This is a genomic window from Rhizobacter sp. J219 (genome assembly GCF_024700055.1).
Lineage (GTDB): Bacteria > Pseudomonadota > Gammaproteobacteria > Burkholderiales > Burkholderiaceae_C > Rhizobacter.
Map to the genome: position 1 here is coordinate 582397 of NZ_JAJOND010000001.1, position 22520 is coordinate 604916.

The 22520-nt window shown below is 64.8% G+C and carries 18 protein-coding genes, 1 tRNA gene and 2 pseudogenes; 13 read left to right on the plus strand and 8 right to left on the minus strand.

What is annotated here, in order from left to right:
• The first annotated feature begins 6 nt into the window (after positions 1–6).
• The 4 genes from pheT (at position 7) to LRS03_RS02740 (ending at position 3426) form a co-directional block, all read left to right on the plus strand.
• The gene (gene pheT / locus LRS03_RS02725) at positions 7–2427 is read left to right on the plus strand and encodes a phenylalanine--tRNA ligase subunit beta (RefSeq protein WP_257823751.1); all 2421 of its coding nucleotides are present in this window, start codon (positions 7–9) and stop codon (positions 2425–2427) included.
• Between the two features lie 16 nt (positions 2428–2443).
• Entirely contained in the window at positions 2444–2812 is a 369-nt protein-coding gene (locus LRS03_RS02730; RefSeq protein ID WP_257823752.1) for an integration host factor subunit alpha, read from the plus strand.
• Positions 2813–2846: 34 nt separating this feature from the next.
• Complete coding sequence (locus LRS03_RS02735) at positions 2847–3308, plus strand: MerR family transcriptional regulator (RefSeq protein ID WP_257823753.1); 462 nt, start codon at positions 2847–2849, stop codon at positions 3306–3308.
• A 41-nt stretch (positions 3309–3349) separates the two neighbouring features.
• Positions 3350–3426 (plus strand) — tRNA-Pro (locus LRS03_RS02740).
• A gap of 104 nt (positions 3427–3530) precedes the next feature.
• On the opposite strand, the gene LRS03_RS02745 is transcribed toward LRS03_RS02740, so the two are convergent.
• Entirely contained in the window at positions 3531–5711 is a 2181-nt protein-coding gene (locus LRS03_RS02745; protein ID WP_257823754.1) for a sodium-translocating pyrophosphatase, read from the minus strand.
• Between the two features lie 240 nt (positions 5712–5951).
• Here LRS03_RS02745 and ppa point away from each other — a divergent pair, with 240 nt between their 5' ends.
• Both ppa and LRS03_RS02755 read left to right on the plus strand, forming a co-directional pair.
• Positions 5952–6485 (plus strand): inorganic diphosphatase, encoded by a 534-nt coding sequence (gene ppa, locus LRS03_RS02750; RefSeq protein WP_257823755.1) that lies wholly within the window; start codon positions 5952–5954, stop codon positions 6483–6485.
• A gap of 113 nt (positions 6486–6598) precedes the next feature.
• The gene (locus LRS03_RS02755; protein ID WP_489739908.1) at positions 6599–9319 is read left to right on the plus strand and encodes a M16 family metallopeptidase; all 2721 of its coding nucleotides are present in this window, start codon (positions 6599–6601) and stop codon (positions 9317–9319) included.
• Here the strand turns inward: LRS03_RS02755 and LRS03_RS02760 are convergent.
• A complete protein-coding gene (locus LRS03_RS02760) occupies positions 9309–10478 on the minus strand; it encodes a GNAT family N-acetyltransferase (RefSeq protein ID WP_257823757.1) in 1170 nt (389 codons plus the stop codon). The two genes, LRS03_RS02755 and LRS03_RS02760, sit on opposite strands and share 11 nt — an antisense overlap.
• Here LRS03_RS02760 and LRS03_RS02765 point away from each other — a divergent pair.
• Positions 10479–12153, plus strand: a pseudogene (locus tag LRS03_RS02765) (NAD+ synthase).
• Positions 12154–12189: 36 nt separating this feature from the next.
• Positions 12190–12528 carry a P-II family nitrogen regulator gene (locus LRS03_RS02770; RefSeq protein ID WP_257823758.1) on the plus strand — a complete coding sequence of 113 codons (339 nt, stop codon included), beginning with the start codon at positions 12190–12192 and terminating at the stop codon, positions 12526–12528.
• A 49-nt stretch (positions 12529–12577) separates the two neighbouring features.
• On the opposite strand, the gene LRS03_RS02775 is transcribed toward LRS03_RS02770, so the two are convergent.
• The 6 genes from LRS03_RS02775 to LRS03_RS02800 form a co-directional block, all read right to left on the minus strand.
• Positions 12578–13162, minus strand: coding sequence for an LOG family protein (locus LRS03_RS02775; protein ID WP_257823759.1), 585 nt, complete (start codon positions 13160–13162; stop codon positions 12578–12580).
• Positions 13159–13536, minus strand: coding sequence for a diacylglycerol kinase (locus LRS03_RS02780; RefSeq protein ID WP_257823760.1), 378 nt, complete (start codon positions 13534–13536; stop codon positions 13159–13161). The genes LRS03_RS02775 and LRS03_RS02780 overlap by 4 nt, the downstream gene beginning before the upstream one ends.
• A gap of 33 nt (positions 13537–13569) precedes the next feature.
• Positions 13570–14109 carry an RDD family protein gene (locus LRS03_RS02785; protein WP_257823761.1) on the minus strand — a complete coding sequence of 180 codons (540 nt, stop codon included), beginning with the start codon at positions 14107–14109 and terminating at the stop codon, positions 13570–13572.
• Positions 14106–14741: a DUF3106 domain-containing protein gene (locus tag LRS03_RS02790; RefSeq protein WP_257823762.1), complete on the minus strand. Its 636-nt coding sequence runs from the start codon at positions 14739–14741 to the stop codon at positions 14106–14108. Before LRS03_RS02790 ends, LRS03_RS02785 begins: the two co-directional genes overlap by 4 nt.
• Before the next feature lie 173 nt (positions 14742–14914).
• Complete coding sequence (locus LRS03_RS02795; RefSeq protein WP_257823763.1) at positions 14915–15367, minus strand: DUF3619 family protein; 453 nt, start codon at positions 15365–15367, stop codon at positions 14915–14917.
• Complete coding sequence (locus LRS03_RS02800; RefSeq protein WP_257823764.1) at positions 15364–15930, minus strand: RNA polymerase sigma factor; 567 nt, start codon at positions 15928–15930, stop codon at positions 15364–15366. Before LRS03_RS02800 ends, LRS03_RS02795 begins: the two co-directional genes overlap by 4 nt.
• A 240-nt stretch (positions 15931–16170) precedes the next feature.
• Here LRS03_RS02800 and LRS03_RS02805 point away from each other — a divergent pair.
• The 5 genes and pseudogenes from LRS03_RS02805 (at position 16171) to leuA (ending at position 22500) form a co-directional block, all read left to right on the plus strand.
• Positions 16171–17945, plus strand: a pseudogene (locus LRS03_RS02805) (acetolactate synthase 3 catalytic subunit).
• A gap of 155 nt (positions 17946–18100) precedes the next feature.
• Positions 18101–18592 carry an acetolactate synthase small subunit gene (gene ilvN, locus LRS03_RS02810; RefSeq protein ID WP_201803884.1) on the plus strand — a complete coding sequence of 164 codons (492 nt, stop codon included), beginning with the start codon at positions 18101–18103 and terminating at the stop codon, positions 18590–18592.
• Positions 18593–18654: 62 nt separating this feature from the next.
• Positions 18655–19671, plus strand: a complete 1017-nt coding sequence (ilvC, locus tag LRS03_RS02815) for a ketol-acid reductoisomerase (protein ID WP_257823765.1) — start codon at positions 18655–18657, stop codon at positions 19669–19671.
• 115 nt (positions 19672–19786) lie between these two features.
• Positions 19787–20611, plus strand: coding sequence for a CDP-diacylglycerol--serine O-phosphatidyltransferase (gene pssA, locus LRS03_RS02820; RefSeq protein ID WP_257829377.1), 825 nt, complete (start codon positions 19787–19789; stop codon positions 20609–20611).
• 191 nt (positions 20612–20802) lie between these two features.
• Positions 20803–22500 (plus strand): 2-isopropylmalate synthase, encoded by a 1698-nt coding sequence (gene leuA / locus LRS03_RS02825; protein WP_257823768.1) that lies wholly within the window; start codon positions 20803–20805, stop codon positions 22498–22500.
• Positions 22501–22520: the final 20 nt, after the last annotated feature.

Genomic DNA, 22520 nt, shown 5'->3' on the forward strand with positions numbered 1-22520 from the left:
GACGAGATGCAATTTCCAGAGTCCTGGCTGCGGGAGTTCTGCAACCCGCCCCTCAGCACCGAACAGCTGGCCGATCTGCTGACAATGTCCGGCATGGAGGTCGAGGAGCAGCGCCCGGTGGCGCCGCCGTTCTCCAACGTGGTCGTGGCCGAGGTTGTGGAGGTCGCCCGCCACCCGAATGCCGACCGGCTCAATGTCTGCCAAGTGCGTGCCGGCACCGGCCCGATGCTCAACATCGTCTGCGGCGCGCCCAACGTGCGCCCCGGAATCAAGGTGCCGTGTGCGCTGGTTGGGGCCAATCTGCCGCCGGCTGAAGAGGGTGGCACACCGTTCGAGATCAAGCTCGGCAAACTGCGAGGTGTCGAGAGCCAGGGCATGCTGTGCTCGGCGCGCGAGCTCAAGTTGTCGGACGACCATGGCGGCCTGCTGATCCTGGCTGACGATGCGCCAATCGGCGCGTCGATCCGCGAACACCTGAAGCTCGACGACACGCTCTTCACGCTCAAGCTCACACCCAACCTCGGGCATTGCCTCAGCGTTTACGGCATTGCGCGTGAAGTGGCTGCGCTGACGGGGGCGCCGCTGTTGAAGCAGGGCTTCGAACCCGCGAAGGTCGTGCACGCCGACAAGCTGCCGGCGCGCATCGAGGCCCCCGACCTCTGCGGCCGTTTCTCCGGGCGCATCATCCGAGGCGTCAATACGAAGGCGGTGACGCCCGCTTGGATGGTGGATCGCCTCGCGCGCTGTGGTCAACGCTCGGTTAGCGCACTCGTGGACATCTCGAACTACGTGATGTTCGAGTACGGCCGGCCCTCACACATCTTCGATCTCGACAAGATCCACGGCGGTCTCGTCGTTCGCTGGGGCCGCAAGGGTGAGTCGCTCAAGCTCTTGAACGGCAACACCATCGAAGTCGATGAGCAGGTCGGTGTCATTGCCGACGATCAGGCCGTCGAGTCGCTCGCCGGCATCATGGGGGGCGATGCGACCGCAGTGTCCGACGACACACGCAACGTGTACGTCGAAGCTGCCTTCTGGTGGCCCGAGGCCATCGCAGGTCGCTCGCGCCGCTACAACTTCAGCACCGATGCCGGGCATCGTTTCGAGCGCGGCGTCGATCCATCGCAGACCGTCGAACACATCGAGCACATCACGCAGCTGATCCTCGATATCTGTGGCGGCGAGCCGGGCGCGATGGACGATCAGACGACCAAGCTGCCGGCGCGCAAGCCGGTCGCGCTGCGCGTCGAGCGCGCGGCCAAGGTCATCGGCATGCCGGTCACGCAGGCTCAGTGCGGCGAAGTGCTGCGTCGCCTTGGTCTGGAGGTGAGCGAAGCGCCCGGCGTGCTGACGGTCACACCGCCGAGTTGGCGCTTCGACCTGCAAATCGAGGAAGACCTGATCGAGGAAGTCGTGCGCGTGGTTGGCTACCAGAACCTGCCCGACACGCCGCCGGTGGCGCCGATCCGAGCGCACGTGCGCAGCGAATCGCGCCGTGGCCTGCATGCGATCCGCCATTCGCTCGCAGCGCTCGACTATCAGGAAACCATCAACTTCAGCTTTGTCGAGGAGCGCTGGGAGCGTGAGCTTGCGGGCAACGACAACCCTATCCGCGTGCTGAACCCGATTGCGAGCCCGTTGTCGGTGATGCGTTCTAGCTTGATCGGAAGCCTAGTGTCAGTGCTGCGCTTCAATCTCGCGCGCAAGGCCACACGGGTGCGCATCAGCGAAGTCGGCCGTGTCTTCAAACGAGACGTCGCGGTGGCCGATGGCATTGCCACGGTGGCCGGTATCGAGCAGCCGATGCGGGTCGCAGCGCTGGCCTACGACTCGATCGATGAGCTTCAGTGGGGCAGCAAGCCCCGGGCGGTGGACTTCTTCGATGTGAAGGGCGATGTGGAGGCTTTGCTGTCACCGCGCGTGGCGCGTTTCGTGGCGGCCTCTCACCCCGCGCTGCATCCGGGCCGTTCTGCCCGCATCGAGATCGATGGCCGCGAGATTGGTTTCGTCGGTGAACTGCACCCCCAGTGGCGCCAAGCGTATGAGCTGCCAGGCACGCCGGTGGTTTTCGAACTCGACGCTTCGGCGTTGACCGTGCAACCGCTGCCGGGCTTCCAACCCATTCCGCGCCAGCAATCGGCATGGCGCGACATTGCCGTGATCGCCGGCGAGCTGGTGAGCCACGATGATCTAGTGCAGACAGCGAAAGCGGCAAACGCGCAACTGGTTCGCTCCGTGAAGCTTTTCGACGTCTACAAGCCCTCGGCCGGCGCATCGACCGACATGGCGATCGGCGAACGCAGCCTGGCGCTGCGGCTGGAGATCCTCGACGACTCGAGCACCCTGACCGACGAGCGCATCGAGTCGGTCAGGGCTGAGGTCCTGGCTGCGCTCTGCGAGCGGCTGGGCGTTCGTCTGCGCGCGTGACTACTGGATAACCCGAATGAGCACTTCACCTCCAGAGAAAGCACCGGACCGGGTGATGCTCCCGACGCTGGAGACACCGACGCTGACCAAAGCAGAGCTGGCCGAGTTGCTGTTCGAGCGGCTGGGTTTGAACAAGCGCGAGTCCAAGGACATGGTCGAAGCCTTCTTCGACATCATCCATGGCACGCTGGTCGCGGGAGAAGACGTCAAGATGTCGGGGTTTGGCAACTTCAACATCCGGCGCAAGGCGCCGCGGCCGGGCCGCAATCCAAGGACCGGCGAGGCGATCCCGATCAAGGCCCGCAACGTCGTCACTTTTCACGCGAGCCACAAACTTAAGGGGGTTGTGCAAGGCGACATCCCTGCGGGAGACGACTTCGAGTAAAGTCTAGCTTTCTCTCCTGATCTTATTGATTTAAATGGAGAAAGCGCTTCCCGCCATTCCAGCCAAACGCTACTTCACCATCGGAGAAGTGAGCGATTTGTGCGGCGTGAAGCCGTATGTGCTGCGCTACTGGGAACAGGAGTTCACGCAGCTCAAACCCATGAAGCGGCGCGGCAATCGCCGCTACTACCAGCACCACGAGGTGCTGCTGATCCGCCGCATCCGCGAGCTGTTGTATGAACAGGGCTTCACCATCAGCGGTGCGCGTAACCGACTGACTGAGTTGGTTCACAGCCGCGGTGAACCGCCGTCCGCGTTGGACGGCAAAGAGCCCGATGGGCTCGACGATGGCGCCGAGACGCTCTCCGCGGCCGATGACGCGTCGGCTGCCGTGCGCGAAGAGCCGGTGCCTGTTCCCGAAGTCATCACCACCGAAGTCTCGATGGGGCAGATGCGGCAGGAACTGATCTCGATTCGCGGACTGCTCGTGGTCTGAGCCGGAGGGCCAGATTTTTCAGGCTATACTGCGCGGCTCGTCGGGGTGTAGCGCAGCCTGGTAGCGCACTTGCATGGGGTGCAAGGGGTCGCGAGTTCGAATCCCGCCACCCCGACCATTGAACAGCACAAGCCCGGTACCGAAAGGTGCCGGGCTTTTTGCTTTGTGAACCAAAAAAGAGGGGCTCCGACGGGAGCCCCTTGTGCATGGTGCGAAGCCGCTTTACTGGCTGGCGGCGCTTGCGGGCGCTGCGGGGAGCGACGCCGGTGCCGCGGGCGTCGCCGCCGAAGCGGTGGCGGCCGGTGCGCTGTGTGTCGCCGTGCTGCTGGTGGCCGCGGTCATGGGCAACAAGGGCACGATCAGCAACGCCACGATGTTGATGATCTTGATCAGCGGGTTCACGGCGGGGCCGGCTGTGTCCTTGTAGGGGTCGCCCACGGTGTCGCCGGTCACGGCTGCCTTGTGCGCATCGGAGCCCTTGCCACCGTGGTGGCCGTCTTCGATGTACTTCTTCGCGTTGTCCCACGCGCCGCCGCCGGTGCACATCGAGATGGCGACGAAGAGGCCGGTCACGATGGTGCCCATCAACAGGCCGCCGAGTGCGGCCGGGCCGAGCAGGAGGCCGACCAGGATCGGCACGATCACCGGCAGCAGGCTCGGCACGATCATTTCCTTGATTGCCGCGGTGGTCAGCATGTCGACCGCCTTGCCGTACTCGGGCTTGCCGGTGCCTTCCATGATGCCCTTGATGTCGCGGAACTGGCGGCGCACTTCTTCCACCACCGAGCCCGCGGCGCGGCCCACGGCCTCCATCGCCATCGCGCCGAAGAGGTAGGGAATCAGGCCGCCGATGAAGAGGCCCACGATCACCATGTGGTTCGACAGGTCGAAGCTCACCTGCATGCCGCGTGCTTCGAGCGCGTGGGTGTAGTCGGCAAAGAGCACGAGCGCTGCGAGGCCGGCCGAGCCGATCGCGTAGCCCTTGGTCACTGCCTTGGTGGTGTTGCCGACCGCATCGAGCGGGTCGGTGATGTCGCGCACGCTGTCGGGCAACTCGGCCATCTCGGCAATGCCACCGGCGTTGTCGGTGATGGGGCCGTAGGCGTCGAGTGCCACCACGATGCCGGCCATGCTGAGCATGGCGGTCGCGGCGATGGCGATGCCGTAGAGACCTGCCAGCCAGTACGACACCACGATCGCGATGCAGACGAAGATCACCGGCCACGCGGTGGACTTCATCGACACGCCCAGGCCCGCGATGATGTTGGTGCCGTGGCCGGTGGTCGAGGCCTGCGCGACGTGCTGCACCGGCTTGTAGTCGGTGCCGGTGTAGTACTCGGTGATCCACACCATGGCGGCGGTCAGCACGAGGCCGACCACGCAGGCGCCGAAGAGCGACATTGCGCTCACCGTGCCGCCGCCCGCCACGGCGACCGGCGCCGGGAACATGGTCCGCGCGACGAAGAAGAAGGCGATCAGCGAGAGCACCCCGGCGACGATGAGCCCGCGGTAGAGCGCAGGCATCACGTTCTTCATGCCCGGCGAGGCCTTCACGAAGCTGCAGCCGATGATCGAGGCGATGATCGACACGGCGCCCAGCACGATGGGGAACACCACCGCGTTGATCGCACCGCCCGTCACCATCAGCGCACCGAGCGCCATGGTGGCGATCAGCGTCACCGCGTAAGTCTCGAACAAGTCGGCCGCCATGCCGGCGCAGTCGCCCACGTTGTCGCCCACGTTGTCGGCGATCACGGCGGGGTTGCGCGGGTCGTCTTCGGGGATGCCGGCTTCGACCTTGCCCACCAGGTCGGCGCCGACGTCGGCGCCCTTGGTGAAGATGCCGCCGCCCAGACGCGCAAAGATCGAGATCAGCGATGAGCCGAAGGCCAAGCCCAGCAGTGGCTTGAGCAGCGTGGAGAGCGTGCCGTCGGCCACCGGTTTGCCGGCGTTGAGCAGGTAGAGCAGGAACACCGTCACGCCGAGCAGGCCGAGGCCCACCACCAGCATGCCGGTGATCGCACCGCCCTTGAACGCCACGTTCAACGCCGGGCCGATGCCTTGCGTCGCGGCCTGCGCGGTGCGCACGTTGGCGCGCACCGAGATGTTCATGCCGATGAAGCCGCAGGCGCCCGAGAGCACTGCACCGACGACGAAGCCGGCGGCAGTCATCCCGTCGAGGAAGATGCCGATGAGCACGGCGAGCACCACGCCGACGATGCCGATCGTTCGGTACTGGCGGGCCAGGTATGCCGCAGCACCCTGTTGGATCGCACCTGCAATCTCTTGCATGCGCGCATTGCCCGCGCTCTGGCTCAGGATCCAGCTTCTCTGAACGAAGCCATAGAGAACTGCGGCAATGCCGCAGGCAAGCGCAAAGTAAAGCGCCAGGTTCGTCGACATCAGTGGGACTCCTCTTATCGGTTGTTCGAACACGCGAGAGAGACACGCCTGGCGCTACTTCACCCCGGGAGACGGGGTACGGCCCGGTCTGCGGCGCATGCTACGGGATGGCCTTGACCCTGGCAACGAACGGCCCATGGTGTTTTCCATCGGTCACTCGAAGAGAGCAGCGCGCGAAGGTTCGCGTCAGAATGCGCCGGCTACACTTCGGGTTTTCCCGCGCATATCACCGAGACATCCATGAGCCTTCACAACGTCACCCCCGGCGCCAAGGCGCCTGAGCAGTTCAACGTCATCATCGAGATCCCGATGAATGCCGACCCGATCAAGTACGAGGTCGACAAGGAAAGCGGCGCGCTCTTCGTCGACCGCTTCATGACGACGGCGATGCACTACCCCTGCAACTACGGCTATGTGCCGCAGACCTTGTCGGATGACGGTGACCCGGTCGACGTGCTCGTGATCACGCCGTTTCCGCTGACCCCGGGTGTGGTGGTGACCTGCCGTCCGATCGGCGTGTTGAAGATGGAAGACGAGGCGGGCGGCGACAGCAAGCTGCTCGCGGTGCCCATCGACAAGGTCCTCCCGATCTATACACACTGGCAGAGGCCGGAAGACATCAACCAGATGCGCCTGAAGGCCATCCAGCACTTCTTCGAGCACTACAAGGATCTCGAAGCCGGCAAGTGGGTCAAGGTCAAGGGCTGGGAAGGCCCCGAGTCGGCCCGCCAGGAGATCGTGAGCGGCATCGCTGCGTACAAGGCCGCCAAGTAAGCAGGGGCGTTTTGTATTGATGACAAAGGGAGCCGCGGCTCCCTTTTTTCATGTCGGAACCCAGGGCTTGGACCCGGCTCTACACTGACTTTCCGTTGATCCGAGAGGTGCTGATGCTGCGTCGATCCTGGTGGGCTGCTTTCCATCTTGTGCTGTTGTCTTTCGTGCAGCCCGTGTTGGCGCAAGCGCTGCCTCCCGGCGTGAGCAGGTTGCAGTCCGTCGAAGGCATCACCGAGTACCGCCTTGCCAACGGGTTGCAGCTCTTGCTGATCCCCGACGACGCCAAGCCCACCACCACGGTCAACATGACCTACCGCGTGGGCTCGCGCCACGAGAACTACGGCGAGACCGGCATGGCGCACCTGCTGGAGCACCTGCTCTTCAAGGGCACGCCGAAGACGCGCAACGCGCTCGGCGAATTCACCAAGCGCGGCCTGAACGCCAACGGCAGCACCTGGTTCGACCGCACCAACTACTTCGCGAGCTTCGCGAGCAACGACGAGAACCTGAAGTGGTACCTCGACTGGCAGGCCGATGCGATGGTCAACAGCTTCATTGCCCGCAAGGACCTCGACACCGAGATGACGGTGGTGCGCAACGAGATGGAGATGGGCGAGAACAGCCCTGAGCGCATCCTCTTCGAGAAGACGCTGGCCACGATGTACCAGTGGCACAACTACGGCAAGAACACGATCGGTGCGCGCACCGACGTCGAAAACGTCGACATTCCGCGCCTGCAGGCCTTCTACCGTCAGTACTACCAGCCCGACAACGCGACGCTCATCGTGGCGGGCAAGTTCGATGCTGGCAAGGTGCTGGGTTGGGTGGCCCAGTCGTTCGGCAAGCTGAAGAAGCCCACCCGCAAGCTGCCGACGCAGTACACCCTCGACCCGGTGCAGGACGGCGAGCGCAGCGTGACGCTGCGCCGCGTGGGAGGCGTGCCCTTGCTGATGGCGGCGTATCACGTGCCGGCGGCCGCGCACCCGGACTTTGCGGCCATCGAGGTGCTGAATCAGATCCTCGGCGACACACCGTCGGGCCGGTTGCACAAGCGGCTCACCGCGAAACAGCTCGCCGCCGGCACGTACGCTTTTTCGCAAGGCCTTGCGGATCCAGGTTTCGTGATCTTCGGGACGCAGCTCGCGCCGGGGCTCGACGTGGACAAGGCCCGCCACGAGCTGCTGGCGACCGTCGAGTCGATCGCCCAGGAGCCGATCACAGAAGAAGAGCTGAAGCGCGCACAAGGGCAGTGGCTGAAAGCCTGGGAACAGGCGTTCACCAACCCCGAGACGGTCGGTGTGGCGCTCAGCGAGTCGGTGGCGCAGGGGGATTGGCGGCTCTTCTTCCTCGTGCGCGATCGGGTGCGTGACCTGAAGCTCGCAGACGTGCAACGAGTGGCGGTGGAGCGGCTGCTGCCGTCAAACCGTACCTTGGGCACCTATCTGCCTGTCGAAGCTCCGGCGCGTGCGCCGATGCCCATGAAGCCAGACGTCGCGGCAGAAACCAAGAGCTTCAAGCCGCAGGCTGCCGCTGCCGCGGTGCAGGCCTTCGATGCGTCGCCGGCCAACATCGACCGACTGACACAGCGCTTCGAGATCGGTGGCCTCAAGGTCGCGGTGCTGCCCAAGGGAGCACGCGGCGGCGCCGTGAGCGCGTTGCTGACGCTGCGCTTCGGCGATGAGAAGACGCTCTTCGGCCAGGGTGAGGTTCCCGAGTTCGTGGTGGCCATGCTCGACAAAGGCACGGCCACGCTGTCGCGCCAGCAGATCCAGGACAAGCTCGACGCCCTCAAGACCGAGATGCGCATCGGTGGTGGTGGCGGTGTGGTGACGGTGAGCCTAACCTCGCGTCGCGACACGCTGCCCGAGGCGATCGCGCTCGTGGGCGATGTGCTGCGCAATCCGTCCTTCCCACCCGAGGTGCTCGACGAGCTGAAGCGTGCGGCGCTGGCCGACATCGAGCAGCAGCGCAAGGAGCCCGAGGCGTTGGCGGACAACGCGGTCTCGCGGGCGATGAATCCGTACCCGCGCGGCGACGTGCGCTACTCCAGCAGCTTCGACGAGATGGTGGCCGATATCAACGCGGTGAACGTCGACCAGCTCAAGGCTTTCCACAAGCGTTTCTACAGCGCGGCGCGCAGCGAGTTCGGTGCGGCCGGAGACATGGATGTGGCGGCGGTGCGCGCCGCGCTGGACAAAGCCTTCGGTGGCTGGACTGGTGGCGAGCCCTACACGCGGGTCCCACGCCCTATCGCGCCGGTGAAGCCGCAGCGCCTGCAGCTTGCGGCGCCCGACAAGCAGAACGCGACCTTGCTGGTGCGCCAGAGCGTTCCGCTGCACGACCTCGATCCGGACTACCCGGCCTTGTCGATGGCGAACTACCTGCTTGGGACCGGCGGCCAGTCGCGGTTGTGGAAGCGCATCCGCGAAGATGAAGGCCTGTCGTACGACGTGCGCACCGGCATCCTCTGGAACAGCCACGAGCCGCACTCGATGCTGCAGGGCAGTGCGATCTTTGCGCCGCAGAATCTGGCGAAGGTCGAAGCGGCCTTCCGGGAGGAGCTGGCGCGTGCGCAGAAGGACGGCTTCACCGCAAAGGAGCTGGCCGAAGGCAAGCGGGGGCTGCTCGCGTTCCGCCGCCTGTCGCGTGCGCAGGACCGCAACCTCGCCGCGGCGCTCACCAGCAACCTCGACCTCAACCGAACCTTCGAGGTCTCGGCCCGTGTCGACGACGCCCTTGGCAAGCTCACGCTGGAGCAGGTGAACGCGGCGCTGCGAAAGTACGTGAAGCCCGAGAGCTTCGTGACCGCCGTCTCCGGCGACTTCAAGCCTTGAAGGGCTGACGCTCGTTCAGCTCGTCAAGGTAGCTGTCGACGCCGGCACCTTCTCGCGCCAGGAAATCGGCCACGGCTTGTGCGAACTGCGGGTGCGCCAGCCAGTGGGCCGACCAGGTCTGCACTGGCATCAGGCCGCGCGCCATCTTGTGCTCGCCCTGTGCGCCTCCCTCGAAGCGCAGGTAGCCCTGGGCGATGCACCAGGCGAGCGGCTGGTAGTAGCAGGCCTCGAAGTGCAGGCAGGAGATGTGCTCGATCGCACCCCAGTAGCGGCCGTAGGCGGCGCGGCGCTCCGGGTCGATGGCGATGAGCGAAGCGGCAATGCGCTGGCCACCGCGCCGTGCGATGAAGAGCAGCCAGTTTGCCGGCATCGTGTCGGCCATGCGCTGGAAGAAGTCGCGCGTGAGGTAGGGCGACGAGTGGTGCGCGCGGTAAGTGAGGGTGTAGCAGCGGTAGAAGAAGTCCCAGTCGTCGTGTGAGATCTCGTCGCCCTGCAGCGCGGTGAAGGTGACACCGGCCTCGGCGACCTTGCGCCGCTCCTGCTGAATCTTCTTGCGCTTCTCGCGTTGCAGGCTCGCGAGGAACTCCGCGAAGTCGGCGTAGCCGCCAGGTTGCCGGTTCTGCCAGTGGAACTGCACGGTGCTTCGCATCATCCAGCCGGCGTCTCTCGCGGCTTGCTGGTCGGCATCGTCGAGGAAAAGCACGTGGGCGGATGAGAGCTTGGCGTCTCGCGCCAGCTGCGCCATGCCGCGCAGCAGCGCCACGCGAGCCCCGGCCTCGCGCGCCAGCAGCCGAGGGCCCGGCACCGGTGTGAAGGGCACGGCGCTCAGGAGCTTCGGGTAGTAGCGCAGGCCATGGCGCTGGTATGCATCGGCCCAGGCCCAGTCGAACACGTATTCGCCGGAGGAGTGCGCCTTCAGGTACAGCGGGCAGGCCGCGACCAGGGTCTCGCCGTCGTGCAGTGTCATGAACTGCGGCTGCCAGCCGCTCTCGTCGACGGCACTTCGCGAGTCGTGCATCGCCACGAGGTATTCGTGTTGCATGAACGGCGTGGCGCTTGGCTGCAGATCGAGCAAGGCGTTCCACTGCGTCGCATCCACGTTGCCCGGGTGGTCGTGGACCCGGATGACATAATTCTTCGAGCTTTTTTCCTCACGCATATGTCATCGAACGCATCGGTCAAGGTTGCACTCGCGCAGATCAACGCCACCGTGGGGGGATCTGGCCGGCAATGCGCGCAAGATCGTCGAGTTCTCGCGCCGTGCGCACGCCGAAGGCGCGCGCCTCGTGCTGGCGCCCGAGCTGGCGCTGTGCGGCTACCCGCCCGAGGACCTGCTGCTGCGGCCCGCGTTCATGCAGTCGTGTGCACAGGCCCTCGCCGAGTGCGCGCAGGCGTTGGCCGATCTGCCGGGTCTGCATGTGGTGGTGGGGCATCCGCATCAATGGGGCGAGCGGGGCGATGTTAGGTCGAAGTCTCATGCCGTGCAGCAGCGCTACAACGCGGCCTCGGTGCTGCAGGGGGGGCGCGTCGTCGGCACCTACTGCAAGCGTGAGCTGCCCAACTACCAGGTATTCGACGAACGACGCTACTTTGCGTCGGGCCGCGACGCAGGACAGGGCGCGCTGGTGGTCGACGTCGGTGGGTTGAAGTTCGGCATCAACATCTGCGAAGACGCCTGGTTCGACGAGCCTCCGCGTGCGGCCAAGGCGGCGGGCGCGCAGGTGCTGTGCGTGTTGAACGCCTCGCCCTTCCACCTCGGCAAGGTGGCCGAGCGCGAGGAGCGCATGCGCCGCTGCGCGCAAGACATCGGCATGCCGGTTCTGTATGCGCACTTGACCGGCGGGCAGGACGAGGTGGTGTTCGATGGCGCGTCATTTGCGCTCGATGCGAACGGGCGGGTCGGGGCACGTGCCCCATTCTTTGAAGAGTCGCTGCTCATCGTCGAGGTCAATGCCGACGAGGTGCATGGTCCGGTGGCGCCGGTGCCCGAGATCGAGGCCCAGGCCTGGGGCGCGCTCGTCACCGGCGTGCGCGACTACATCGGCAAGAACGGCTTTCCCGGTGTGCTGTTGGGCCTGAGCGGCGGCATCGACTCGGCGCTGGTCCTGGCGGTGGCCGTCGATGCGCTGGGCCCCGACAAGGTACGCACCGTGATGATGCCGTCGCCCTACACGGCCGACATCTCCTGGATCGATGCCCGCGACATGGCCGAGCGTCTCGGCGTGCGCTATGACGAGATCTCCATCGTGCCGATGTTCGAGTCGTTCCGGCAGAGCCTCGCAACGGAATTCGCCGGCCTGAAGGAAGACACGACCGAAGAGAACATCCAGGCGCGCATCCGCGGCATCCTCCTGATGGCCTTGTCGAACAAGTTCGGCTCCATCGTGCTGACCACCGGGAACAAGAGCGAGATGGCGACCGGCTACTGCACGCTCTATGGCGACATGGCCGGCGGCTTTGCGGTGATCAAGGATGTCGCCAAGACCTTGGTCTATCGCCTGGCCAACTGGAAGAACGCGCAGGGCCGCGAGGTGATCCCCCAGCGCATCATCGTCCGCCCGCCGTCGGCCGAGCTGCGCCCCGACCAGAAGGACCAAGACAGCCTGCCGCCCTACGAGGTGCTCGACGCCATCCTCCAGCGCTACATGGAAGAAGACCAGAGCATCGAGGAGATCGTCGCCGCCGGGTTCGCGCCAGCCGATGTGGAGCGCGTCACCCGCCTCATCAAGATCAACGAATACAAGCGCCGGCAGGCACCGGTGGGCATCCGCATCACCCACCGGGCCTTCGGTAGGGATTGGCGCTATCCCGTGACCTCGAAGTTCCGCGCTTAAACTACGTCCATCCTTTTTGCTGCCCCGGAGTCCGCCATGAAACAGATCACCGCGATCGTGAAGCCCTTCAAGCTCGAAGAAGTGCGTGAAGCCCTCGCCGAGGTTGGCGTGACCGGGCTCACCGTGACCGAGGTCAAGGGCTTCGGCCGCCAGAAGGGCCACACCGAGCTGTACCGCGGCGCGGAATACGTGGTCGACTTCCTGCCCAAGGTGAAGGTCGAGGTGGTGGTGAAAGATGCCGACGTCGACCGTTGCATCGAAGCCATCGTGAAGGCCGCCAAGACCGGCAAGATCGGCGACGGCAAGATCTTCGTCACCGCTGTCGAGCAGGTGGTGCGCATCCGCACCGGCGAGACGGACGAAGCGGCCGTCTGAGGCCGCCACCCCCGACACGCAGGCCCGCTTCGAGCGGGCTTTTTCACGTTCAGATCTTGCGGTAGTCGTCGGGAGCGCTGGCCGTGCGTGCATCGCGCGACAACCGATCCAGAAGTTCGGCCGCGTCGGTCGACGATTGCAGCAGCGGGCGTTGCGCTGCCGGCACGAAGCCTTGCGCCACGCTCTGGTCCAGGAAGGCCAGCAGCCCGTCGTAGTAGCCCTCGACGTTGAGCAGGCCCACTGGCTTGTCGTGGTAGCCGAGCTGGCGCCAAGTCCACACCTCGAACAGCTCTTCGAAGGTGCCGATGCCGCCGGGCAGGGCGAGAAAGGCGTCGGCGCGCTCGGCCATCATCTGCTTGCGCTGGTGCATGGTGTCGACCACGTGCAATTCGTGCAGCCCGGTGTGGCCGTGCTCCCGCGCCATCAGCGATTGCGGGATCACGCCGATGACACGGCCGCCGGCCGCGAGTGTTGCGTTGGCCACGGTGCCCATCAGACCCGCGTTGCCGCCGCCGTACACGAGTTGCCATCCACGTTCGCCGATCAGCGTGCCGACCTGACGGGCTGCGCCTTCATAGCCGGGCGCCGCCCCGAGCTTGGAGCCGCAGTAGATGCACAGCGAGAAGGTGCTCACAGGAAGCGGTGCCACAAGGCGGCGGCCCAGACGCTGCCGCACAACACGAGGGAGAGGAAGACGGCGGCGCTGGCCAGGTCCTTCGCGCGTTTCGAGAGGTCGTGCAACTCGAACGACACACGGTCGACGACCGCCTCGATGCCGGAGTTCAGCAGCTCGACGACCATCACGAGAATGATGCTGCCCGCCAGCAGAGCCACTTCGACCCAGCCCCGGCCAACCCAGAACGCGGCAGGGACCAGCACCACGGCGAGCCAGGTCTCCTGTCGAAAGGCGCTTTCGCCCTGGTAGGCCGTTTTCAGTCCGTCGTACGAGTAGCCTGCAGCGCGGATGATCCGGTCCAGACCGGTGCGCCCCTTGAAAGGATTGGTCATGGGCCGCGATTGTGCCCGCAGGATTTTGACGCTTTATGTGGCGGCGGAAGGGCGGGCGTCTGGTGCGGTGACGAGGCGTGTGCCGCACAGAGCGTCGTGCCAGAACTGGCGCTGCGGGTGCAGCCGGGCCAGCAAGGCGTAGACGATGATGCCGACGCCCACGGCCGTGAATTCGGTGGCCGCTGGCCAGTGGTTCAGCTTGGCCAAGAGGAAGGCCGGCGCGATCCACAAGGCGCAGGCGAGGTAGCGCAGGATGGCGCGTGTGGTGGTCAAGGGCTCGCCCTCCGCTGTGACCAGTTTGATGCGCCAGGTCTGCATCGGCAGGGTCTGTCCGCGCCGCACCCAGAACCACACGAAGTACACGCCGTAGACGGCGATGCCGACCACCTGCAGCACCAGCGCATGCATCTCCGCCGAGTCGGCGCCGGTGAGCTTCAACACCAGGGTTCCGATCGCACCGGACAGCAAGCCCACGCCGAACAGCAGCAGCCCTTCGTACAAGAGGCAAGCCAAACGTCGGCGCAGGCTGGGAGCCTGCAGTTCGCCGCCCGTGGCGGCTGGCGCGAGGATCATTGACGAGAAGGGGTGGAGGCGGCCGGGACGGCGGCGGCCGAACGGGTGGCTGCCCCCTGAGGTCCGCGTTTGGGCAACAGCGTCGATTGGTCGACGAAGCCTGGTGTCACGGCGATCTTGGGCAGGCCTGCTGGCTGGTGCGCGGGCGGGTTCGGCCGCTTGGTGATCAGGTTGGTTGTGGCACCAGGCTGTGCCTGGGCGACCGTGGGTGCGACCGGTTTGGGCTTCGGTGCGTAGGACGGATTGGGCACCACGTTCGTCTTGCGGCTGGACGATTCGGCGGGGCTGTCGTTGCCGGGCTTGCGTGCGGGCGGGACGGCTTTGGCGGCCAGCTGCTGGCGCTTCTCAAGCGGCAGGGCGTTGTACTCGTCCCACTTCGCCTTGCGCTCCTGGGCCGGCACCTGCTGGGCTTCGCGGAAGTTCATGCGCGCCTGACCACGCTCGCGCGGCGTCATCTTGGCCCATTCGGCCATGCGGTTCTGGATGCGCGCCTGTTCGTCGGGCGACATGGTGGGGAAGCGGTCGGCGATCTCGATCCACTTCGAGCGGCGTGGGCTGTCGATCCGACCCCATTCGGCCTGCAAAGGGCGCAAGGCGCGCTGCTGGCTCGGGCTCAGCGCTGACCAGTTCACCCCTTCCACTGGCGCTGGAGGGACATTCTTCGTGGGGGGCGGTGGGGTCTGGGCGACGCTCGGCGGGGCAGTCATCACCCAGAGCGCCGACACGAGCGCCAGCCCACAGAAAGCGCTGCTGCGCCGTGTGGGACGGTCGGTACGGAAAGGCGGGGGCACGGTCGCGACTCCGGTCAATCGCGGGGAGTTTTCAGAAACTCCACGAAGCCGGGGTCGCTGTAGGCCGCGGGTGGCAGGTCGTCTGCGAGGATGGACGCGTCGATTTCGGCCGCGGCCGTGATCTGGCTCTGGGTGTGCAGGCGCTGGATCAGCACCAGGCCACCCACCAGCGCGACGAGCGGCACCCAGGCCGCAAGCTGCATCCACCAGCCGCCACTCTGCGGGCTGCCCAGCGACAAGGTGCCGCCGCCGTTGGCGACCGAGGACGAAGCGGACTGGGTGGTGGTGGCGCGTGCCGTCTGGGCACGCTGCAGGGCTTGTTCACGCGCGAAGCGGAGCCGCTCGGTCACGTCTTGCGGAAGCTCGGCCGCTTTTTCCGTCAGCCGAGCGGTCATGCGCAAAGCAAGCCGGGCCTCAAGGGCTTCCAGCTCTGCCGGTGCGTAAGGACGAAGTTCGGTGCGGTTCATAGCTCAATTCCCTTTGCCTTCAGGGCATCGGCCAAGGCGTGCACTGCTCGCGAGCAGTGAGTCTTGACGCTGCCCTCCGAGCAGCCCATCACGGCAGCTGTCTCGGCGACATCGAGTTCCTCCCAGTAACGCAGCAGAAAGGCTTCTCGTTGACGAGCCGGCAGCTTGGCCACTTCACCATCGATGGCAAGCATGATCTGAGCCCGAGAAACCGAGTCTGCTGCACTTTCTGCAGCAGGAGAGTCATTTTCGGCTGCCAGAGTTTCCAGCAGATCGAAATCTCCGTCCTCAGATGAGGATTCGTACTCGGAAAAGTTGCGCACCACCGCATTGCGCACCTTCTGTCGGCGGAACCAGTCCATGGTGGCGTTCGACAGGATGCGCTGGAAGAGCAGCGGCAGTTCGGCGGCTGGGCGGTCCACGTACTTCTCGGCCAGGCGGATCATGGTGTCCTGGACGATGTCGAGCGCGGCATCGTCGTCCCGAACGGCATATGCGACGCGCTTGAAGGCGCGTCTCTCAACGCTTTTCAGGAAATCCGAGAGTTCTTTGTCAGATGCCAAGGGGGTGCGCCTGGAGGGCCGGCCGCTCGAAAAACCGCGGGATTATGGCACCCAGGTATTCCGGCTCACGCTCGCGCTCCCTGCCGGCCTATAATGTGCGTTCGCACAACATCTGGTCTTAATTTGGCGCCCGACCTGGGCGCCTTCGTTACTGGCCCGAGCAGGCACCACACCCACTTCAAAAGAGCGCGGAGAGGTGCACCGATGGATTTTCGTTAGAGAAATTCGCAAAGGTTCAACATGGACATGTCTGCCGCGGAAATCAAACGCGCCGCTTCGGCGCAACCGCAAAACTCCCCTCCGCCGAGCCGAATGGTTCGGAAATCCTGGTCCGCTGCCTTCAGGCTGAAGGCGTCAAATTCCTCTGGGGTTACCCCGGTGGTGCGGTCCTCTACATCTACGACGCCCTGTACAAGCAGGAAAGCATCGAGCACATCCTGGTGCGCCACGAGCAGGCGGCGATCCATGCTGCCGACGGCTACGCCCGGGCGACCGGTGACGTCGGCGTCGCGCTCGTGACCTCGGGCCCTGGCGTGACCAATGCCGTGACCGGCATTGCCACCGCGTACATGGACTCGATTCCGATGGTGATCATCACCGGCCAGGTGCCCACGCCGGCGATCGGCCTGGATGCCTTCCAGGAGTGCGACACCGTCGGCATCACCCGCCCGATCGTCAAGCACAACTTCCTGGTGAAGGACGTGCGCGACCTGGCGATGACCTTGAAGAAGGCGTTCCACATCGCCCGGACCGGCCGCCCCGGCCCTGTGGTGGTCGACATCCCGAAGGACGTCTCGCTCAAGACCGCGCCGTTCAACTACCCGGCGACCGTCGAGATGCGGTCGTACAACCCGGCACGCAAGGGCCACGGTGGGCAGATCCGCAAGGCTGTGCAACTGCTGCTGGCGGCCAAGCGCCCCTATATCTACACGGGTGGTGGCGTGGTGCTCGGCAATGCCTCGGCCGAACTGCGCGAGCTGACCAACCTCCTGGGCTACCCCTGCACCAACACGCTGATGGGTCTGGGCGCCATCCCCGCGAGCGACCCCAAATTCCTCGGCATGCTGGGCATGCACGGCACTTACGAAGCCAACATGACGATGCAGAACTGCGACGTCCTGCTGGCGGTGGGCGCCCGGTTCGACGACCGGGTGATCGGCAACCCGAAGCACTTCGCGACCGTCGAGCGCAAGATCATCCACATCGACATCGACCCGTCGTCGATCTCCAAGCGCGTGAAGGTCGACATTCCCATCGTCGGGGATGTGAAGGACGTGCTGCAGGAGTTGATCGTCCAGATCAAGGAAGCGCAGGCCAAGCCCGACGTGCAGTCGCTGTCGGCCTGGTGGGGCCAGATCAACGAGTGGCGCAAGCGCGAGTGCCTGAAATACAAGAACAGCACCGAGGTGATCAAGCCGCAGTACGTTGTCGAGACGCTGTGCGAGCTGACCCGCAACCGCGACACCTACATCACCTCCGACGTCGGCCAGCACCAGATGTGGGCCGCGCAGTTCTACCGCTTCGAGGAACCACGCCGCTGGATCAACTCCGGCGGCCTGGGCACGATGGGCGTGGGCCTGCCGTACGCGATGGGCATCAAGATGGCCAAGCCCGATTCAGACGTGTTCTGCATCACCGGTGAAGGCTCCATCCAGATGTGCATCCAGGAGCTGTCGACCTGCCTGCAGTACAAGACGCCGGTGAAGGTTGTCTCGCTCAACAACCGCTACCTGGGCATGGTGCGCCAGTGGCAGGAACTGGACTATCAGGGCCGCTATTCGCACAGCTACATGGACGCGTTGCCCGACTTCGTGAAGCTCGCCGAGGCCTATGGCCACGTCGGCCTCCTGGTCGAGAAGCCGGGTGACGTGGAGCCGGCGCTGCGCGAAGCCATCAAGCTCAAGGACCGCACCGTCTTCCTCGACATTCGCACCGACCCCACGGAGAACGTCTGGCCGATGGTGCAGGCCGGCAAGGGCATCTCGGAGATGCTGCTCGGTTCCGAAGACCTGTGAGGCGCTGAACCCGGCCAGGGGTGGTGCGTTACCGCGCCCGCCCGAACGCCTGGGAGACGCGCCGAACGATTTCGACCATTCCTAACTCATTCACGGACAGCGTGGCCAAGGGCCATGGGTTACCGCCCATGGCCTGAAGAGCGCGCTACACACCCATGAAACACATCATTGCCTTGCTGCTGGAAAACGAACCAGGAGCCTTGTCGCGCGTGGTCGCACTGTTCTCGGCTCGCGGCTACAACATCGAAAGCCTCACGGTCGCGCCGACGGAAGACCCGTCGCTCTCGCGCATGACGATCGTGACTACCGGTTCCGACGACGTGATCGAGCAGATCACCAAGCACCTGAACCGACTCATCGAAGTCGTGAAGGTCGTCGACCTGACCGAAGGCGCCTACACCGAGCGCGAGCTGATGCTCATCAAGGTGCGTGCCGTCGGCAAGGAGCGCGAAGAGATGAAGCGCATGGCCGACATCTTCCGCGGCCGCATCATCGACGTGACAGAGAAGAGCTACACCATTGAATTGACGGGCGATGCGTCCAAGCTCGATGCCTTCATCGAAGCACTGGACCGCACCGCCATTCTGGAAACCGTGCGCACCGGCACCAGCGGGATCGGTCGCGGCGAGCGCATCCTGCGCGCGTGAGTCCCTCACCGAAAATCCCCCGAAACCCGCTTTGAACTGACGACAGAGAGAAGGAGCTAGAGATGAAGGTTTATTACGACAAGGACGCCGACCTGAGCCTGATCAAGGGCAAGAACGTCGCGATCATCGGTTACGGCTCGCAAGGCCACGCACACGCGCAGAACCTGAACGACAGCGGCGTGAAGGTCACCGTCGGCCTGCGCAAGGGTGGCGCTTCGTGGGGCAAGGTCGAGAAGGCCGGCCTCAAGGTTGCTGAAGTGGCCGATGCGGTCAAGGCTGCCGACGTCGTCATGATCCTCTTGCCCGATGAGCAGATCGCCTCCGTGTACTACAAGGACATCGAGCCGAACATCCGCCAGGGCGCCTCCCTCGTCTTCGCCCATGGTTTCAACGTGCACTACGGCTTCGTCACGCCGCGCGCCGACCTCGACGTGTGGATGGTTGCCCCGAAGGCCCCCGGCCACACGGTGCGTGGCACCTACGCCCAGGGCGGCGGCGTGCCTCATCTGATCGCCGTGCATGCCGACAAGTCGGGCAAGGCGCGTGACCTGGCCCTGAGCTACGCCGCGGCCAACGGCGGCGGCAAGGCCGGCATCATCGAGACGAACTTCCGCGAAGAAACCGAGACCGACCTGTTCGGCGAGCAAGCCGTGCTGTGCGGCGGCACCGTCGAGCTGATCAAGGCTGGTTTTGAGACCCTGGTTGAAGCCGGCTATGCGCCCGAGATGGCTTACTTCGAGTGCCTGCACGAGCTGAAGCTGATCGTGGACATGATCTACGAAGGCGGCATTGCGAACATGAACTACTCGATCTCGAACAACGCCGAATACGGTGAGTACGTCACCGGCCCCCGCGTTGTGACCGAAGAGACCAAGAAGGTCATGAAGCAGGTGCTGAAGGACATCCAGACCGGCGACTACGCCAAGAGCTTCATCCTCGAGAACAAGGCAGGCGCGCCCACGCTGCTGTCGCGCCGCCGCCTGATGGCCGAGCACCCGATCGAGCAGGTCGGCGAGAAGCTGCGCGCGATGATGCCGTGGATCAAGAAGAACAAGCTGGTCGACCAGAGCAAGAACTGATCGTCTTTGATGCCGCAAACGAGACGCCGCAAGGGAAACCTTGCGGCGTTTTTGCTGGGGGCTGCGGTATCCTCCCTGCCTTGGTTTCCGACCTTTCCAGACGCAGATGAACGACATGCATGACGGCGTGCAACCCATGGCCGACGCAGACGAAGCGCCGGCTCGCCCGCGCCGCAAAGGCATCTACATCCTGCCGAATCTCTTCACGCTGGCGGCGCTCTTCGGTGGCTTCTACGGCATCGTGATGGCGATGAACGGCCGCTTCGAGCAGGCGGCCATCGGCATCTTCTGTGCGATGGTGCTCGACAGCCTCGATGGCCGCGTTGCCCGCATGACGAACACGCAGAGCACCTTCGGCGAGCAGATGGACAGCCTGTCCGACATGGTCTCGTTCGGTGCTGCGCCCGCGCTCATCGTGTACGAGTGGGCGCTGAAGGGCCTGGGCAAGCTGGGCTGGATCGCGGCCTTCGTCTATTGCTCATGCGCCGCGCTGCGTCTGGCCCGCTTCAACACCAACCTGGGTGTCGTCGACAAACGCTTCTTTCAAGGACTGCCCAGCCCCGCAGCCGCGGCCCTCGTCATGGGTTTCATCTGGCTGATGGACGACTCGGGCTTCAAGGTGGCGCTGACCGGTGACTGGCTGCGTTGGACAGCGTTCGGCTTCGCCCTCTACGCCGGTCTCACGATGGTCACGAACGTCCCGTTCTACAGCTTCAAGGACGTGAGCTTCAAACGCTCGGTGCCGTTCATCGTCATCGTGGCCATTGCACTGGGCATTGCCTTCATCACCTTGCACCCTCCATTGGTGTTGTTCGGCCTGTTCGTGATCTATGGTTTGTCCGGCTATGGGGTCTATGCATGGAAGCGCATGAAAGGCCGTCCGGTGAGCGTTATTGCCACCTCGATGGATGAGCCCGACGAAGAAGGCCTGCACCGCTGATCCAAACGCTGATATAGTCGCCAGCCATGACGTTCTCGATCTCCCTCACGCTAGCTCTACTAGAGGTGCCACGGGCTCGCTGATCGTTCACGTCCATCGTTTTCGTTCTCAACGGCCCGTTTGCAACCAGCATCGGGCCGTTTTGCATTTGGGTTTGCTGGTTGCCGTTCAGCTCTCTTCAGGGGATGACCATGTTGAAGCAACCGCAGCAGAAGTACCGACCGTTTGCGCCCATTGGCCTGCGTGACCGCACCTGGCCGGATGCCGTGCTCACCGAGGCGCCTATCTGGCTCAGCACCGATCTGCGCGACGGCAACCAGGCGCTGATCGAACCGATGGACGTGTCGCGCAAGCTGCGCATGTTCGAGATGCTGCTGCGCATCGGCTTCAAGGAGATCGAGGTCGGCTTCCCGTCGGCGTCGCAGACGGAGTTCGATTTCCTGCGCATGCTGATCGAGCAGGACCTGGTGCCCGACGACGTGACGATCCAGGTGTTGACGCAGGCGCGCGAGCCCTTGATCCGCCGCACCTTCGAGTCGCTCAAGGGCGCGAAGCGCGCCATCGTGCACCTGTACAACGCCACCGCGCCGGTGATGCGCGACGTGGTGCTGGGCCTCGATAAGGACGGCGTCGTGGCCCTCGCGGTGGAGCACGCGCAGCTGATGAACCAACTCGCCGCCGAGCAGCCCGAGACCGCCTGGCGCTTCGAATACTCGCCCGAGACCTTCTCCGACACCGAACTCGATTTCGCCAAGCGCATCGTCGATGCCGTCACCGACGTGTGGCAGCCCACGCCCGAGCGCAAGTGCATCATCAACCTGCCGACCACCATCGAGCGCTCGACGCCGAACATCTTTGCCGACATGGTCGAGTGGATGCATCGCCACCTGGCCCGGCGCGACAGCATCGTGCTGTCGGTCCACCCGCACAACGACCGCGGCACGGGCACCGCAACCGGTGAATTCGCGTTGATGGCCGGCGCCGATCGCATCGAAGGCTGCCTCTTCGGCAATGGCGAGCGCACGGGCAATTGCGACCTGGTGAACATCGCGCTCAACCTCTACACGCAAGGCGTGTCGCCCAACCTCGATTTCTCAGACATCGACGAAGTGCGCCGTTGCGTCGAGCACTGCAACCAGCTGCCGGTGCACCCGCGCCACCCGTACGTCGGTGATCTGGTCTACACCTCGTTTTCCGGCTCGCATCAGGACGCGATCAAGAAGGCCTTCGCCGCCCGTAAAGAGGGCGACATCTGGAACATGCCCTATCTGCCGATCGATCCCAAGGACCTCGGCCGCAGCTACGACGCGGTCATTCGCGTCAACAGCCAGTCGGGCAAGGGCGGCATCTCGTACCTGCTCGAAAACGAATACGGCCTCGAGCTGCCGCGCCGTTTGCAGATCGAGTTCAGCCAGGTGGTGCAGGCGGTGATGGACGACACGGGTAAAGAGCAGACGGCTGCCGAGCTCTGGAACATCTTCCAGCGCGAGTACAGCGCCGCCGGTGCGTGGGATGCGCAGGTGGTGCACGCCAGCATCACGCCGGTCGCCGACGGCCAGGTCAAGCTCTCGACGAGCGTCTACGTCGATGGCCGCGGGCTGAAAGTCGAAGGGCAGGGCACCGGGCCGATCGAAGCCTTCGTCGAGGGCGTGAACCGGCAGCTCGCCAGCAAGATCCGCGTGCTCGACTACCACGAGCACTCCATCGGCAGCGGCGCCGATGCCAAGGCGGTGGCCTACCTGGAGCTGCGCATCGGCGATGGCCTGACCCTCTTCGGCGTCGGCATCGATTCCAACATCGTCTCGGCGTCGCTGAAGGCCATCACCTCGGGCCTGCACCGTGCGCGCCGCCAGGGCCAGCTGCAGTTCGTTCAGCGCGTGCTGGCCTAACATCGCGGTAAAGACGACAG